The organism is Actinokineospora sp. NPDC051303, from assembly GCF_055586285.1.
Genome location: NZ_JBVJIN010000001.1, coordinates 240,589 through 253,817 on the forward strand (window position 1 = coordinate 240,589; position 13,229 = coordinate 253,817).

Below are 13,229 nucleotides of genomic sequence, written 5' to 3' on the forward strand. Positions count from 1 at the left end.
GTTGTGGGGCACCTGCTGATGGTCGAGAGCTGGGTCGGGGCGATGAGCACCCTGCTGCCGAGGGCGATTCGGGAGGCCGGGCACCGGTTCACGTTCCTCACCAGGGATCTGCACCACTACCTGCGGGCCAACCCGGCGGCCGGGCCGCATCCGCTGCTCGCCGCGGACAACGTGCTGACGGCCGAGACCAACGACCTGGACCGGTTGCTGCCGTACCTGGAGCGGGTGCACGACGTGCTGCGCTTCGACGGCGTGATCTCCTCGTGCGACTACTACTTGGCCACGACCGCGCGGATCGCGGCGCACCTGGGACTGCCGGGGTCGTCGCCGGAGGCGGTGGAACGGGCCTACCGCAAGGATCTCACCCGGGCGGCTCTCGCCGACGCCGGGGTGCCGGGGCCGAGGTTCGCCCTGGCGCGGGGCTGGGAGGACACCGCGGCCGCCGCGCGGGAGATCGGGTATCCGCTGGTGGTCAAGCCGGTCGACCTGTGCGCGGGCATGTTCGTCCGCAAGGTCGATGACGAGGCCGCGCTGCGGGACGCGGTGACCGCGATGGACGCGTTCCCGGTCAACGCCCGGCAGCAGCCGCGCGTGCCCTCCGTGCTGTTGGAGGAACTGCTCGTCGGTCCGGAGGTCAGCGTCGAGACGGTCACCGTCGACGGCGCCACCCAGGTGATCGGCGTGACCGACAAGTCCGTCGTCGGGGCGCCCTGGTTTGTCGAGAACGGGCACATGTTTCCCGCCGACCTCGCCCCGGCCGACGCGGAGGCGGCCGCGGACACCGCCGTCGCGGCGATCAAGGCGCTCGGCCTGGACCGGGCCGTGGCGCACACCGAGGTGAAACTGACCGCGGCCGGGCCCCGGCTCATCGAGGTCAACCCGCGCCCGGCGGGCAACCAGATCACCGAACTCGTCCGCCGCACCACCGGAATCGACCTGCCCATGGTCTACGCGCGGCTCGCCGTGGGCGAGTCGCCCGCGCTCACGCCCGCCGACACCGGGGCGCGCAGCGCCGCCATCTCGTTCCTGCTGCCGCCGCACGCCGGGATCGTCGACGGCGTTGACGGCGCCGACCGGCTGGCGGCGGAACCCGATGTGGTCGACTGGACGGTCAAGCCCGGCGGGCACCGCGCGGGGGAGCCGACCAGTAACAACGCCTACCTCGGCCACGTCATGGTGGTCGACCGGGCCGGCCTCGGCGCGCGGCGGCGGGCCGAGGAACTCGTCGGCGGCCTGACGGTCCGGTGCTCCGCGTGAGCGCCCCGGTCGTCGCCAACTGCCTCGCCGACCTCTTGGGCCACACCCGGGCGGGCCGGTTCGGCACGGCGCCGGGCGATGTGTCGGTCAGCGTCGCGTTCGTCACCCGCCAAGGCGTCCGCCACGCCTCCCGCGGGCAGGGCTACCGCAACCACGTCGTGAGCCTGCGCGTCGGCCAGGCGGTCGGCTCGTGCGCGGTCGAGCCGGACTCGGTGAACGACGACGCGGTCTACGACTGCGTCGGGTCCACAGTGGACGATCTGCTCGACCACCCGGTCGCGGCCATCCGGGTCGCCGCCCTCGACGCCTACCTGATGAGCGTGCGCCCGCACGCCCAGCACGCCACCCAGACCCTGACGATTCCGGCGGGCAGCTCGCTGGACAAGTCGATGGCCCGCGCCGAGCGTGTGATCGACCTGCTCGATCCCCAGCCGGGGCAACGGGTTCTGGTCATCGGCGTGGTCAACTCCCTGCTGCACCACTTACGCGGGCGCGGGATCGCCTATGTCGCCTGCGACCTCAAGGGCGGCGTCACCGAGTGGGGCGAGCCGGTCATCACCGACGCCGCGCGCGCCCTCGACCGGTGCGACACGATCCTCGCTTCCGGCATGACCCTCGGCAACGGCACCCTGGACGCCCTGTTGGACCACGCCCGGTCCACCGGCAAGCCGCTGACGTTGTTCGCGCAGACCGCGAGCGCGGTGCTGCCGTGGTTCATCGGCTCCGGGGTGCGCGCCGTGGCCGCCGAGCCGTACCCGTTCTTCTGGCTCGACGGCGGCCCGACCACTGTCCACCACTACCTGGCGCCGCCACTGGAGTCGGTGTGAGAGCCAATCCGCAGCTTCTGGACCTGGTCGGCAAAACCCCGCTCGCGCGGATCACCACGCCGCTTCCGCATGCGCACAGCGGTTTCTGGGCCAAGCTGGAATGCCTTGGCCCCGGCGGCATGAAGGCCCGCGCCGCGGTGTCGATGCTGCGCGCCGCCCGGTCCCGCGGCCTGCTCAAGCCCGGCGCCCCCGTGGTGGAGTCCACCAGCGGCACCCTCGGCGTCGGACTGGCCTTCGCCGGGCAGGCCCTAGGCCACCCGGTCGTGCTGATCGTGGACGACGAACTCGAACCGGCCATGCGCGCCCTGCTCACCGCCCACGGCGCCCGCCTGGAGATCGTCTCCCGTCCCCACCCCGAGGGCGGTTGGCAACAGGCCCGCCTCGACCGCCTGCGCGAGGTCCTGGCGACCTTGCCCGGCGCCTTCTGGCCCGACCAGTACAACAACCCGGACAACCCGGCGGGCTATGTCTCCCTGGCCCGCGAGTTGGTCGACCGCTTGGACCGCATCGATGTCCTGGTGTGCAGTGTCGGCACCGGCGGCCACAGCGCGGGCATCGTCACCGAGCTGCGCAGGCACTGGCCCCGCCTGCGCCTCATCGGCGTCGACACGGTCGGCTCCACCATCTTCGGCCAGCCCGCCCGCCCCCGGGTGATGCGCGGCTTGGGCAGCAGCATCTACCCCCGCAACGTCGCCTACCACCAGTTCGACGAGGTCCACTGGCTGGGCCCGGTCGAGGTGGTCGACGCCTGCCGCAGGCTGGCCCGCGACTGCTCGGTCGGCGGTGGCTGGAGCACCGGAGCCGTGGCCTTGGTGGCGGCCTGGGCGGCCAGAGTGGACCCCGGCGCCTCCGTGGTCACCATCTTCCCCGACGGCCCCCACCGCTACCTGGACACCATCTACGACGACGCTTTCTGCCGGGAACGCGGCCTGCTCGGCCGCCCCAGCCCACACCCCGTCGAGGTGGCCCACCCCACCGCCACCACCGTGTCCGAGTGGTCGCGCTGCCGCACCGTCCCCGACCCCCTGGTAGCCGTAGGTGTCCCCGCATGAAGCTCGACTGGTCTGTCTCGGAACTGACCCTGCGCGAACCTTTCCGAATCTCCCGCTCGGTGATGACCGGCCGAACTGCCGTGGAAGTCACCCTGACCCACAACGGCGCCGAGGGCAGAGGTGAGGTCGTCACCAGTGTCTACTATGGACTCAATGAGGAAAAGGTGGCAGCCCAGCTCACCGAGCTGAAGCCAACCCTCCCCGAAACCCCCGAAGCCCTCCTAGCCGCACTACCTGCCACCTCTCTGGCCCCCGGAGTCCGAGCCGCCGTAGACGCGGCCGCCCACGACCTCATCGCCCGCCACCACGGCATCCCCGTGCACGCGCTGCTAGGTCGTCCAGAGTGGACGGACGTGCCCACCGCCTACACCATCGGCATCACCACCCCAGACCGAGCGGCCCACACCGCCACCACCCTCGTCGCCAACGGCTTCACCGTCCTCAAAGTCAAAGCCGGAACAGAAGACCCGGCCGACGACATCCTCCGCCTCAAAGCCGTCCGCGCAGCCGCCCCAGACGCCCGCATCCTCCTAGACCCCAACGGCGCCTGGACCCCAGAGCAAACCGTCCGCCTCCTCGACACCCTCGCGGATTTGGCCTTGGACGCGGTAGAACAACCCATCCTCCCCGGCACCCCCGACCGCCTGGCGTGGATAACCGAACGCTCCCCAATCCCCGTGATAGCCGACGAAGACGCCGCAACCCTCACCGACGTCCGCAACCTCGCAGGCACCGTAACCGGAATCAACATCAAACTAGCCAAATGCGGCGGCCTCCAAGCCGCCAGGGAAATCATCGAAGCAGCCACAACAGCAAACCTCGACATCATGCTCGGCTGCCTAGTCGCAAGCTCCCTGGGCATAGCCCCCGCAGTCCACCTAACCGGCTACGCCCGCTGGGTAGACCTAGACGGCCACCTCCTCCTAGCCCACGACCCCTGGACCGGCATCGACGGCAAAACCGGCACCCTCCGCCTCCCCGGAACCCCCGGCCTGGGAGTGGTGCGCACATGATCCGATCAGCCAAACCAACCTGCCAGCCCACCCCCCACCAAACAGAACCAACGCCTGCCAGGTGCCAAATGGGTGGACCGACCAACGAACCTGCCCTCAACGAAGCCACTCCACCCCATCGAGCGGACCTACGAAACCCAGCCCCCGCAAAAGCCGCTCCCAAGGGCGGACGGGCATGAAAACCTTCCCCCTCTCCGTACGCCTACTGCTCATCAACCAGCTAGGCGTAAACACCGGCTTCTACATGCTCATCCCCTACCTAGCCACCCACCTCACCGACAACCTGGGCATGTCGGTAGCCGTAGTCGCAATAGTCCTAGGCGTACGCAACCTCAGTCAGCAGGGCCTCTTCCTCATCGGCGGCGTAGCAGCGGACCGCCTGGGCGCCCAAAAGGTGATCATCGCAGGCTGCGGCCTCCGCGCCATCGGCTTCGGCCTGTTCGCGGTAGGAGAATCCCTCCCCCTCCTCCTAGCCGCAGCAGTCCTCAGCGGCGTAGCAGGCGCCCTGTTCAACCCAGCCGTCCGCGCCTACATCGCCGTAGAGGCCACCGAAGAACGCCGAGCCGAAGCCTTCGCCCTGTTCAACGTCTTCGCCCAAACCGGCGCACTGCTCGGCCCGGTGCTCGGCAGCGTCCTCCTCCTGGTCAACTTCCGAGTCTCCGCCATAGTCTCGGCCGGAATCTTCGCCGCACTGACCATCGCCCAAGCGCTGGTCCTCCCAGCCAGGAAAACCCCGCCCGCGGCCACATCAGCCGCAGCCGGAATCCGCGAATGCCTCACCAACCGCCGCTTCCTGGCCTTCACCGGCGCCCTGGCCGGAATGTTCGCCCTGCAAAACCAGCTCTACCTGGTCCTCCCAGTGGAAGCGGAGCGAGTGACCGGCTCGGCCAGCAGCGTCGCCGCCCTGTTCCTGGTGTCCACAGTGGCCACCCTGCTGTTCCAGGTCCGCATCACCCGCCGCTTCACCCGCATCCCGCGCGGCCGAGCGATCGCCCTGGGCATGGCGATCATGGGCGCGGGCTTCATCGCCCCCGCGCTGGGCTACCTGTGGACCCCCGCCAACCCCGTCATCGCCCTGCTGCCAGTCTTGACCGCCACCCTCCTGCTCGCCTTCGGCCTGATGATCGCCCAGCCCTTCGTCTACGAGCTGATTCCCGCGTTCGGCACGGAAGCCGTGGCCGGAACCTACTTCGGCGTGTTCTACCTGGGCTCCGGCGCGCTCGCCGCCCTGAGCACCGTCGTCATCGGCTGGGTCGGTGGAATCGGCTGGCTGGCGTCCCTGCTCTGCGCCGCCCTCGGCTTCGGCAGCGCGGCGGCGGTCGCCCTGCGGGAGCGGCGCGGCGTGCTGACCCCCGGAAAACCAGAGGCCGCCCTGGCATGAGCAACTTTCTCACCGACAACCCCGCCCTCTACGAGCAGCAGTTCCCCGACCCGGACCACAAGGCGGCGCGGTTCGTCCACGATCTCGTCACGCGTTTCGGCGGCGGCCGACGGTTGCTCGACGTCGGCTGCGGCACGGGCCGCGACGCGGGCCACCTCGCGTCTCTCGGCTACACCGTCACCGGGCTCGACGCCGCCCGGTCCATGGTGGACTACGCCGCCGAACGCCACCCCGGGGTCGAGTTCACACAGGCCGACATGCGCGCCTTCGACCTCGGCCGCGCTGTGGACGTGATCACCTGTCTCGACAGCGCCCTGCTGTACTGCCACACCGACGCCGACCTCGACGCGTTCCTCGCCCGCTGCCGCCAGCACCTGGCGCCCGGCGGGCTGCTGATCGCCGAGATGCGCAACGGCGCGTTCTTCCTCGGCAACACCGAGCTGCTTGACGAGGTCCGCACCCGGACCGTGACCTGGGACGGCGTGCCCTACACCTCGCGCACCCGGCTCTGGATCGACCACGCCGCGCAGTTGCTGCGCCGCAGCCGGGTCTGGGAGTGGCCAGGCTGCCCGGCCCCGCTGGCGCAGACCTCCGCGTGGCGGCTGCTGTTCCCGCTGGAGCTGCGGCGCGTGCTGGACCTGGCGGGCTTCGACGTGCTCGCCCTGTTCGACGAGCCCGGCCCGCGCACCGACCGACCCTGGGCGCCCGACGCCCACCTGTCCGAGGCGCTGTCCGGCGACCGGCTCCACCTGGTCGCCCGCCTGCGTCCCGACCCAGAAGGACCCTGAGATGAGTGACCACCCGTTCCCCACCCTCGACCGCCGCGGCTTCCTCGGCCTGACCGCGGGGCTGTCCCTGGCCGCGCTAGCGGGCTGCGGCAGCGGGGCGCCAGCGTCCTCGGCTGGCGCCCCGCGCGCGGGCGGGCGGCTGCGGGCCGCGTTCGCGGGCGGCGGCGCCAAGGAGGTGCTCGACCCGCACTTGGCCAACCTGTTCGTGGAAGCGGCCCGGTCCAAGGCGCTCTACGACAAGCTCGCCGACTTCGGCGCCGACGTGGCCCCGCGCCCCCGGCTCGCCGAGAAGTGGGAGCCCAGCGCCGACCTCACCCGCTGGCGGATCACCTTGCGCGCCGCGGAGTTCCACGACGGCAGGCCGGTGCGCGCGCAGGATGTCCTGGCCAGCTACGCCCGCATCCTCGACCCCAAGCGCGCGTTCCGGGCCAAGGCGAGCCTGAGCCTGATCGACCTGCCCAACAGCCGCGCGGTCGACGACCGCACAGTCGAGTTCGCGCTCAAGCGGCCCTACATCGAGTTCCCCAACGTCCTGGCGTCGTTCTCCGCGTTCATCATCCCGGAGTCCACAGAGGACTTCACGAACCCGGTCGGGTCCGGCCCGTTTGCGTTCGTGTCGTTCCAGCCGGGCAAGTCGGCCGTCCTCAAGCGCAACCCGCGCTACTGGGACGGCGCCGCGCACCTGGACGAGCTGGAGTTCGTCATCGCCAACGAGGAGTCCGCGCGGGTCAACGCGCTGCTCGGCGGGCAGGTCGACTACGCCCACGACCTCGCCCCGGTCACCGCGCGCGGCCACCAGGGCAACGACAAGCTGGTGCTGGTGCGCTCGCCCAACAGCGGCATCCAGGCGTTCGCGATGAAGGTCGACCGCCCCCCGTTCGACAACCGCGACCTGCGTGAGGCGATGTTCCTGCTCGCTGACCGGCAGCAGTTGGTCGACACGACCCTGTCCAGGGCGGGCCAGGTCGCCAACGACCTGTTCGGCAAGGGCTACCAGCACTACGCCGACGACATCCCGCAGCGGGTCCGCGACCTCGACCGGGCCAAGTGGCTGGTGAAGAAGGCGGGCGCGGAAGGGCTCAAGGTCAAGCTCGACACCTCCGAGGCGGCCAGCGGTTTCGTGGAGGCGGCCAGCGTGTTCGCCGACCAGGCTCGCCAGGCCGGGATCGAGATCGAGGTGGCCGTGGGCAACAAGGACACGTTCTGGGCCGACACGCTCAAAAACGGCTCCCTGTCGAGCTTCCGCTCCGGCGCGATGCCGATCGAGTCGCACTTCTCGCAGCGGCTGCTGTCGAAGTCCACGACCAACGTCACCAAGTGGGCCCGCCCGGAGTTCGACGCCCTCTACGACAAGGCAGTGTCCACAGCGGACGATGCGGCGCGCGGCGCGGTCTACCGGGACATGCAGCGCACCCTGCACGCCGAGGGCGGGTACCTGATCTGGGGCTTCGCCGACTGGATCATCGGCACGTCGCCGAAGGTCGGCGGCGTGGCGACCGCGCCCGCGAACACCCTGGACTGGGCCCGGTTCGACAAGGTCTGGCTGGCGTGACCCTGGGGCACTACGCGCTGCGGCGGCTGCTGCTCGGCGTCGCGCAGGTGGCGGCCGTCGCGACGCTGGTGTACCTGCTGGTGGAGGCGCTGCCCGGGGACGCCGCCGTCGCGCTGGCCGGGGACAACCCGGACCCGGAGCGCATCGAGCGGATTCGGGCCGCGATGGGGCTGGACCGGCCGGTGTGGGAGCGGTTCGCCGAGTGGCTGTGGGGGTTGACGCACGGCGACTTCGGCGTCTCGGTCGTCTCCGGGCGGCCGGTCGCCGACTTCCTCGCCGATGGTCTGGAGCCCACGCTGCTGCTGGCCGGGCTGACCCTGCTGGTGCTCGTGCCGGTCTCGGTGCTGCTCGGCGTCGCGTCGGCCCGCCGTGAGGGCGGCCTGCTGGACCGGGTCGTCACCACGACCGCGGTGGGCCTGCACGCGATTCCCGAGTTCACCCTGGCGATCGTGCTGATCGCGCTGTTCGGGGTCCAGCTCGCCTGGCTGCCGCCGACCGCGGTGGGCACCGACGGCGACCTGCTCGCCGAGCCCGCCGTGCTGGTGCTGCCGCTGGTCGTGCTGCTCGCCCGGCCGATCTGCTCGATCAGCAGGCTGGTCCGCGCGGCGATGATCGACGCGGCGGCCTCGGACTACGCCCGGCACGCGCGCAGGCTGGGGCTTTCCGCGCGCCGGGTCCGCTACGCGCACGCGCTGCCCAACGCGGTCGCCCCCGCCGTGCAGCAGATGGCGCGCACGACGGACTGGCTGCTCGGCGGGGTGGTCGTGGTGGAGGCCGTGTTCGTCATCCCCGGCCTGGGCACGGTCTTGGTCGACGCGGTCGCGGGCCGGGACCTGCCGGTCATCCAGGGCATGGCCGTGGTGTTCGCGGTGACCACGGTCCTGGTGAACCTCGTCGCCGACGTGGTGGCGTTCCGACTCGCGCCTAGGGCGGTGACATGAAAGCCGTGCTGCGCTACGGGATCGGCGGCCTGCTGGTCGCCGTTCCGCTGCTGCTGGCCGTGGCGGGCCCGCTGTTCGTGCCCGACGAGCTGACCCGGGGGGCCGCCTTCGGCGACACCGGCCCGCTCGGCTCCGACTTCATCGGCCGCGACGTGTGGCACCAGGTGCTGCTCGGCGGCCGGACGGTCGTGCTGGTCGCGGTGCTGGCCACGGTGCTGTCGTACCTGGTCGGCGTGCCGATCGCGCTGCTCGCCGCGATGGCCCGGCGGCGGTGGGTGGACGAGGTGCTGATGCGGCCGCTGGACGTGCTGCTCGCGGTGCCCTCGCTGCTGGTGCTGATCCTGCTGGCGAGCATCGCCCCGCGCGGGGTGCTCACCCTGGTGCTGATCGTGGCCCTGGTCAATGTGCCCGACGTGGCCAGGATCGCCCGCGCGGCGGCCCTGGAGATCGCCAGCAGGCCCGCGCTGGAGGCGATGCGGTTGCAGGGGGAGACGTGGTGGCGCACGGCGGTCGGCTACGTCGGCCGGTCCATGCTGCGCACCCTGGTCGCCGATCTCGGCATCCGGCTCACCGCCGCGCTCTACCTGGTGGCCTCGGCGAGCTTCCTCGGCGTCGGCGTGCCGCCGGACGCGAGCGACTGGGCGGTCATGGTCGACCGCAACCAGACCGGGCTGTTCCTGGCGCCCGCGGCCGTCGTCGCGCCCGCGCTGCTGATCATCGCGTTGTCGGTCGGGGTGAACCTGGTGTTCGACCGGGCGCTGCGCGACCGGGGAAGGGCTTGGCTGTGACCGGGGTGGCTGGGACTAGGTTGGCTGGGAGCGTGGTGGAGGTGGCCGACCTGCGGGTCGTCCACGGTGACCGCCCGCTGGTGGACGGCGTGTCGTTCAGCCTGGGCCGGGGGCAGGTGCTCGCGCTCGTCGGCGCGTCCGGCAGCGGCAAGACGACGATCGGGCTCGCCCTGCTCGGCGAACGTCCGCCCGGGGCGGTGGTGTCCGGGACGGTGCGGGTGTCCGGGCAGGAGGTGTCGCCGGATCGGCCGCCCGCAGCCGGGTTTGTGCCGCAGCACCCGTCGTCGGTGCTCAACCCGGTGCGCCGGGTCGGCTCGGTGCTGCGGGAGATCGCGGCGCACCACAGCCCCGGCGGCACTCGGTCCGAAGTGGACAGTTTGGTCGCGAGTGCGGCGCGGCGGGCCCGGTTCCCCGAGAGCCTGCTGCGCCGCTACCCGCACCAGCTTTCCGGCGGCCAGCAGCAGCGCGTCGTGCTCGCCCAGGCGCTGGTGGGCGACCCGGCGCTGATCATCGCCGACGAGCCGACCACCGGCCAGGACGCGGTGACCCGCGACGAGGTGGTGGCGGAGCTGGCCGCGGTCGTGGCCGAGGGTGTCTCGGTGGTCCTGCTCAGCCACGACCTGGACGTGGTGCGCGCGCTCGCCGACCACGTGGTCGTGCTCCGCGCGGGCCAGGTGGTGGAGGCCGGACCCGCGGCGACCGTGCTCACCGACCCCGCGCACGAGCACACCCGCGCCCTGCTCGCCACGCCACCGGAACCACGCGACCACGCCCCGGCGGGCCCGCACCGCCTGCGCACCACGGGCCTGACCGCCCGCCACGGCCGCGCGACCGTCCTGCGCGACGCGGACGTGGCGGTCGGCGCGGGGGAGTGCCTTGCCCTGGTCGGGCGTTCCGGCAGCGGCAAGACCACCTTCGCCCGGTGCGTGGCCGGTCTGCACCCGCCCAGCGCGGGCGAAGTCCTCCTGGACGGCACGGCGCTGGCGGGCACGCTGCGCAAACGCCCCCGCACCCAGTTGGCGGCGGTGCAGTACGTGTTCCAGGACGCCCGCGCCTCCTTCGACCACCACCGCACGATCCTGGACCAGGTGAGCCGCACCGCGATCCGTCTGCGCGGGATGTCCACACCGGACGCGGAGATCGCGGCCATGGCCGCGCTGCGAGAGGTCGGGTTGACCGAGGCGATGGCCGCCCGCAGACCCGCCGGACTCTCCGGCGGCGAACTACAACGGGCAGCCCTGGCGCGCGCGCTGCTCGCCGAGCCCACCGTCTTGATCTGCGACGAGATCACCTCCGGCCAGGACGCCCTCACCCGGACGGGCATTCTCGACCGCCTCGACGCGCTGCGCCGCGACCGTGGCCTGACCCTGGTGGTCATCACCCACGACCGCGCGGTCGTGACCCGCATCGCCGACCGGGTTGCGGTAGTCCACGAGGGCCGGATAGTCGAACAGGGCGTGGCGGGCGACATCCTCCGCGCCCCCCGCCACGAAGCGACCCGGCGACTACTCGGCGAGCCAGACCCGGCCGCCACCATCCACTGAGGAGTGACTGTGACCGACTACGAACTGCGCGCCGCCCGGCCTGCGGATGTCGGAGGCGCACGCAGCGTCATCCTGGACACCCTGTACCGGGACCTACGCTACGGCTATAACCCGGTGTGGCATCACGACGTCATCGACATCGAGGGGACGTATCTGCGGCAGGTCCGGCACGCGCTGTTCGTCGCAGAGGCGGGCGGGGAGATTGTGGCGACCACTGGGGTACGGGCGGTGGGGCCGAAGAGTCCGCCGCATCCGCGCTGGCTCGCTGACCGGTATCCGGATGAGACCACGGCCCAGTTGTTCCGCGTGTATGTGCGTCCTTCGCATCGTCGCTTGGGGATCGCTCGTGGGTTGGTGGACCTGGCGATCCAGTTTGTTGCGGAGACTCCCGGTTATCAGGCGCTTTATCTGCACACTGATGCTCGGGTTGATGGAGCTGAGCCGTTTTGGCGGTCGGTGGCTAAGCAGGTCCATGACGGTCGTGATGGCGATCCTGCGCACTTTCAGACTGTGCACTTTGAGATTGCGATTCCTTGAGTGGGGCTCGTTTGAGTGGGGTTGCTCGATGGGGTGGAGTGGTTTCTTTGGGGCCCCTATGAAGGAAGATCCCGTCGTGGGAAAGACGGGTGGGGAGCCTTCGGCCCCACGACCACGGCGAGTTTAGGGATCTTCCTTCTCCCCCAAAGAAACCACTCCACCCCATCGAGCACCTGGCGAGCGTAGGTGCGGCTTTGTGGGGGTTAGGTTTGCTGTCCTCCGCTCCCAACCGCACCTAGCAGGGCCGGGTGCGGTTGGCAGGAGCGGGGGGCGCTGCTCTGCCCCATCGAGCACTGGGCGAGCGTAGGTTCCGCCTGGCAGACAAGTGGCTTGGCTCAGGTGCGGCCTGGCAGGGCAGTGGTGTTGCCTCACCCAGCCCCCACCGAAAGTGACAGGCCCAGGCCAACGGCCTGTTTGGGTGGTTCGCCTTGATTTGGGGGAAATGGGCCTAAACTCGTGGCGCGGGTGGGGTTCCTTCGCCCCGCCTTTTGACCCGCGCAGGCCCATTTCGAGGGGCCCCAAATCAAGGCGAACCACCCAAACAGGCACCCGCCAACCACCTAGCCCACGACACTCCCAGCCCACCGCGCAACCACCCGGTGATAGTCCGGCGCATTGGGCGCATAGTTCATCGAGTGCCCATACCCCGGCAGGATGAAGGTCTCAAACCGAGGCGACCCCGAGAAGTAAGGCCCCTCCGACGCACGCAATGCCTCCGCCGACCGGCAATCGCTCCCCAAAGGAGCCCCGCAAAAGTGCGTGTCCCCTTCACCAACCGCCAACAAAACCGGCACATCGATCAACCGCGAAGCCGGAATCACAACGTTGGTCAACGCGATATTGTCCACCGCCTCAGTCGCCGCGAAAACGTCCTTTGTAGACTCATCAGCGGCGATAGCGGCAGGATCATGCTTGCCAGCGCCATGGAACGCCGCAGCGCGAGTGCCAGGGCTCGTCGTCAGGTAGCCCAGATCCGGTCCCCGCAGAGCCAGTTGAGGGTCCAACGGAGCAGGGATCATGTTCGCCAGGACCGGTGCCACCGTCGCCAGGTTCATCCGGTGGGTCATGCCGGTCACCAGGACACCGTCCACGTCACGGTGCAGGCCCGCCTCGATCATGGCCATGGCCGCGCCGATGGAGTGGCCGCCGATGAGCACCTTGTTAAACCGGGGGCGCAGGGTCTGGACTACCTGGTGCAGGGCCTCGGCTTGGACGACGGAAGTCACCAGGGCGCTCGGGGGTTTCGAGCTTTCGCCGGTGCCGAGTCGGTCCACGGCGAAAGTGGCGTGGCCTGCCTTGTTCATCGCCAGCCGGAACGAGCGGACGCCCGGCGTATAGGCGATGTCCCAGTATGAGCGGTTGTATGTGCCGCCGGGCACCAGGATCTGGACCGACGCCGCGCCATCCGGAGCGCACAGGGTGCCCGCCATCGTCTGGGAGGTGCCCGCGACCGACACCGGGACCCGCAGCTCCGAGCAGGTGACCTGGGCGGCTCCGGCTGGGCTTGGCGCGGGCAGTAGGACGGCGGTGGCGACCAGCAGCGCTGCTG

Annotated in this window: 12 protein-coding genes; 11 read left to right on the forward strand and 1 reads right to left on the reverse strand. The window is 70.7% G+C overall.

Features of this window, described 5'->3' with window-relative positions; all coding sequences use genetic code 11:
- Window positions 1–3 precede the first annotated feature (3 nt).
- From ACZ6SD_RS01075 to ACZ6SD_RS01125, 11 genes are all read left to right on the forward strand, one after another.
- The gene (locus tag ACZ6SD_RS01075) at window positions 4–1,257 is read left to right on the forward strand and encodes an ATP-grasp domain-containing protein (protein ID WP_465314836.1); all 1,254 of its coding nucleotides are present in this window, start codon (window positions 4–6) and stop codon (window positions 1,255–1,257) included.
- Window positions 1,254–2,084 carry a Rossmann-like domain-containing protein gene (locus ACZ6SD_RS01080; protein ID WP_465314837.1) on the forward strand — a complete coding sequence of 277 codons (831 nt, stop codon included), beginning with the start codon at window positions 1,254–1,256 and terminating at the stop codon, window positions 2,082–2,084. Before ACZ6SD_RS01075 ends, ACZ6SD_RS01080 begins: the two co-directional genes overlap by 4 nt.
- Entirely contained in the window at window positions 2,081–3,136 is a 1,056-nt protein-coding gene (locus tag ACZ6SD_RS01085) for a PLP-dependent cysteine synthase family protein (protein WP_465314838.1), read from the forward strand. Before ACZ6SD_RS01080 ends, ACZ6SD_RS01085 begins: the two co-directional genes overlap by 4 nt.
- Entirely contained in the window at window positions 3,133–4,149 is a 1,017-nt protein-coding gene (locus ACZ6SD_RS01090; protein WP_465314839.1) for a dipeptide epimerase, read from the forward strand. Before ACZ6SD_RS01085 ends, ACZ6SD_RS01090 begins: the two co-directional genes overlap by 4 nt.
- Window positions 4,150–4,324: 175 nt before the next feature.
- Window positions 4,325–5,530, forward strand: a complete 1,206-nt coding sequence (locus tag ACZ6SD_RS01095) for an MFS transporter (RefSeq protein ID WP_465314840.1) — start codon at window positions 4,325–4,327, stop codon at window positions 5,528–5,530.
- Window positions 5,527–6,318, forward strand: a complete 792-nt coding sequence (locus tag ACZ6SD_RS01100) for a class I SAM-dependent methyltransferase (protein ID WP_465314841.1) — start codon at window positions 5,527–5,529, stop codon at window positions 6,316–6,318. The genes ACZ6SD_RS01095 and ACZ6SD_RS01100 overlap by 4 nt, the downstream gene beginning before the upstream one ends.
- A 1-nt stretch (window position 6,319) precedes the next feature.
- The gene (locus ACZ6SD_RS01105) at window positions 6,320–7,870 is read left to right on the forward strand and encodes an ABC transporter substrate-binding protein (protein ID WP_465314842.1); all 1,551 of its coding nucleotides are present in this window, start codon (window positions 6,320–6,322) and stop codon (window positions 7,868–7,870) included.
- On the forward strand, window positions 7,867–8,811 hold the full coding sequence (locus ACZ6SD_RS01110; protein WP_465314843.1) for an ABC transporter permease: 945 nt from the start codon (window positions 7,867–7,869) through the stop codon (window positions 8,809–8,811). Before ACZ6SD_RS01105 ends, ACZ6SD_RS01110 begins: the two co-directional genes overlap by 4 nt.
- Window positions 8,808–9,599 carry an ABC transporter permease gene (locus tag ACZ6SD_RS01115; RefSeq protein WP_465314844.1) on the forward strand — a complete coding sequence of 264 codons (792 nt, stop codon included), beginning with the start codon at window positions 8,808–8,810 and terminating at the stop codon, window positions 9,597–9,599. The genes ACZ6SD_RS01110 and ACZ6SD_RS01115 overlap by 4 nt, the downstream gene beginning before the upstream one ends.
- A 32-nt stretch (window positions 9,600–9,631) precedes the next feature.
- Entirely contained in the window at window positions 9,632–11,143 is a 1,512-nt protein-coding gene (locus tag ACZ6SD_RS01120; RefSeq protein WP_465314845.1) for an ABC transporter ATP-binding protein, read from the forward strand.
- Window positions 11,144–11,152: 9 nt separating this feature from the next.
- Window positions 11,153–11,680 (forward strand): GNAT family N-acetyltransferase, encoded by a 528-nt coding sequence (locus tag ACZ6SD_RS01125; protein WP_465314846.1) that lies wholly within the window; start codon window positions 11,153–11,155, stop codon window positions 11,678–11,680.
- A 560-nt stretch (window positions 11,681–12,240) separates the two neighbouring features.
- On the opposite strand, the gene ACZ6SD_RS01130 is transcribed toward ACZ6SD_RS01125, so the two are convergent.
- A complete protein-coding gene (locus ACZ6SD_RS01130) occupies window positions 12,241–13,110 on the reverse strand; it encodes an alpha/beta fold hydrolase (RefSeq protein WP_465314847.1) in 870 nt (289 codons plus the stop codon).
- Window positions 13,111–13,229 lie beyond the last annotated feature (119 nt).

Excerpts from the sequence above, each read along its gene's own strand:
- ACZ6SD_RS01090 (WP_465314839.1), top strand. The coding sequence starts at position 3,133 with ATGAAGCTCGACTGGTCTGTCTCGGAACTGACCCTGCGCGAACCTTTC.
- ACZ6SD_RS01095 (WP_465314840.1), top strand. The coding sequence starts at position 4,325 with ATGAAAACCTTCCCCCTCTCCGTACGCCTACTGCTCATCAACCAGCTA.
- ACZ6SD_RS01100 (WP_465314841.1), top strand. The coding sequence starts at position 5,527 with ATGAGCAACTTTCTCACCGACAACCCCGCCCTCTACGAGCAGCAGTTC.
- ACZ6SD_RS01105 (WP_465314842.1), top strand. The coding sequence starts at position 6,320 with ATGAGTGACCACCCGTTCCCCACCCTCGACCGCCGCGGCTTCCTCGGC.
- ACZ6SD_RS01115 (WP_465314844.1), top strand. The coding sequence starts at position 8,808 with ATGAAAGCCGTGCTGCGCTACGGGATCGGCGGCCTGCTGGTCGCCGTT.
- ACZ6SD_RS01130 (WP_465314847.1), bottom strand. The coding sequence starts at position 13,110 with ATGGCGGGCACCCTGTGCGCTCCGGATGGCGCGGCGTCGGTCCAGATC.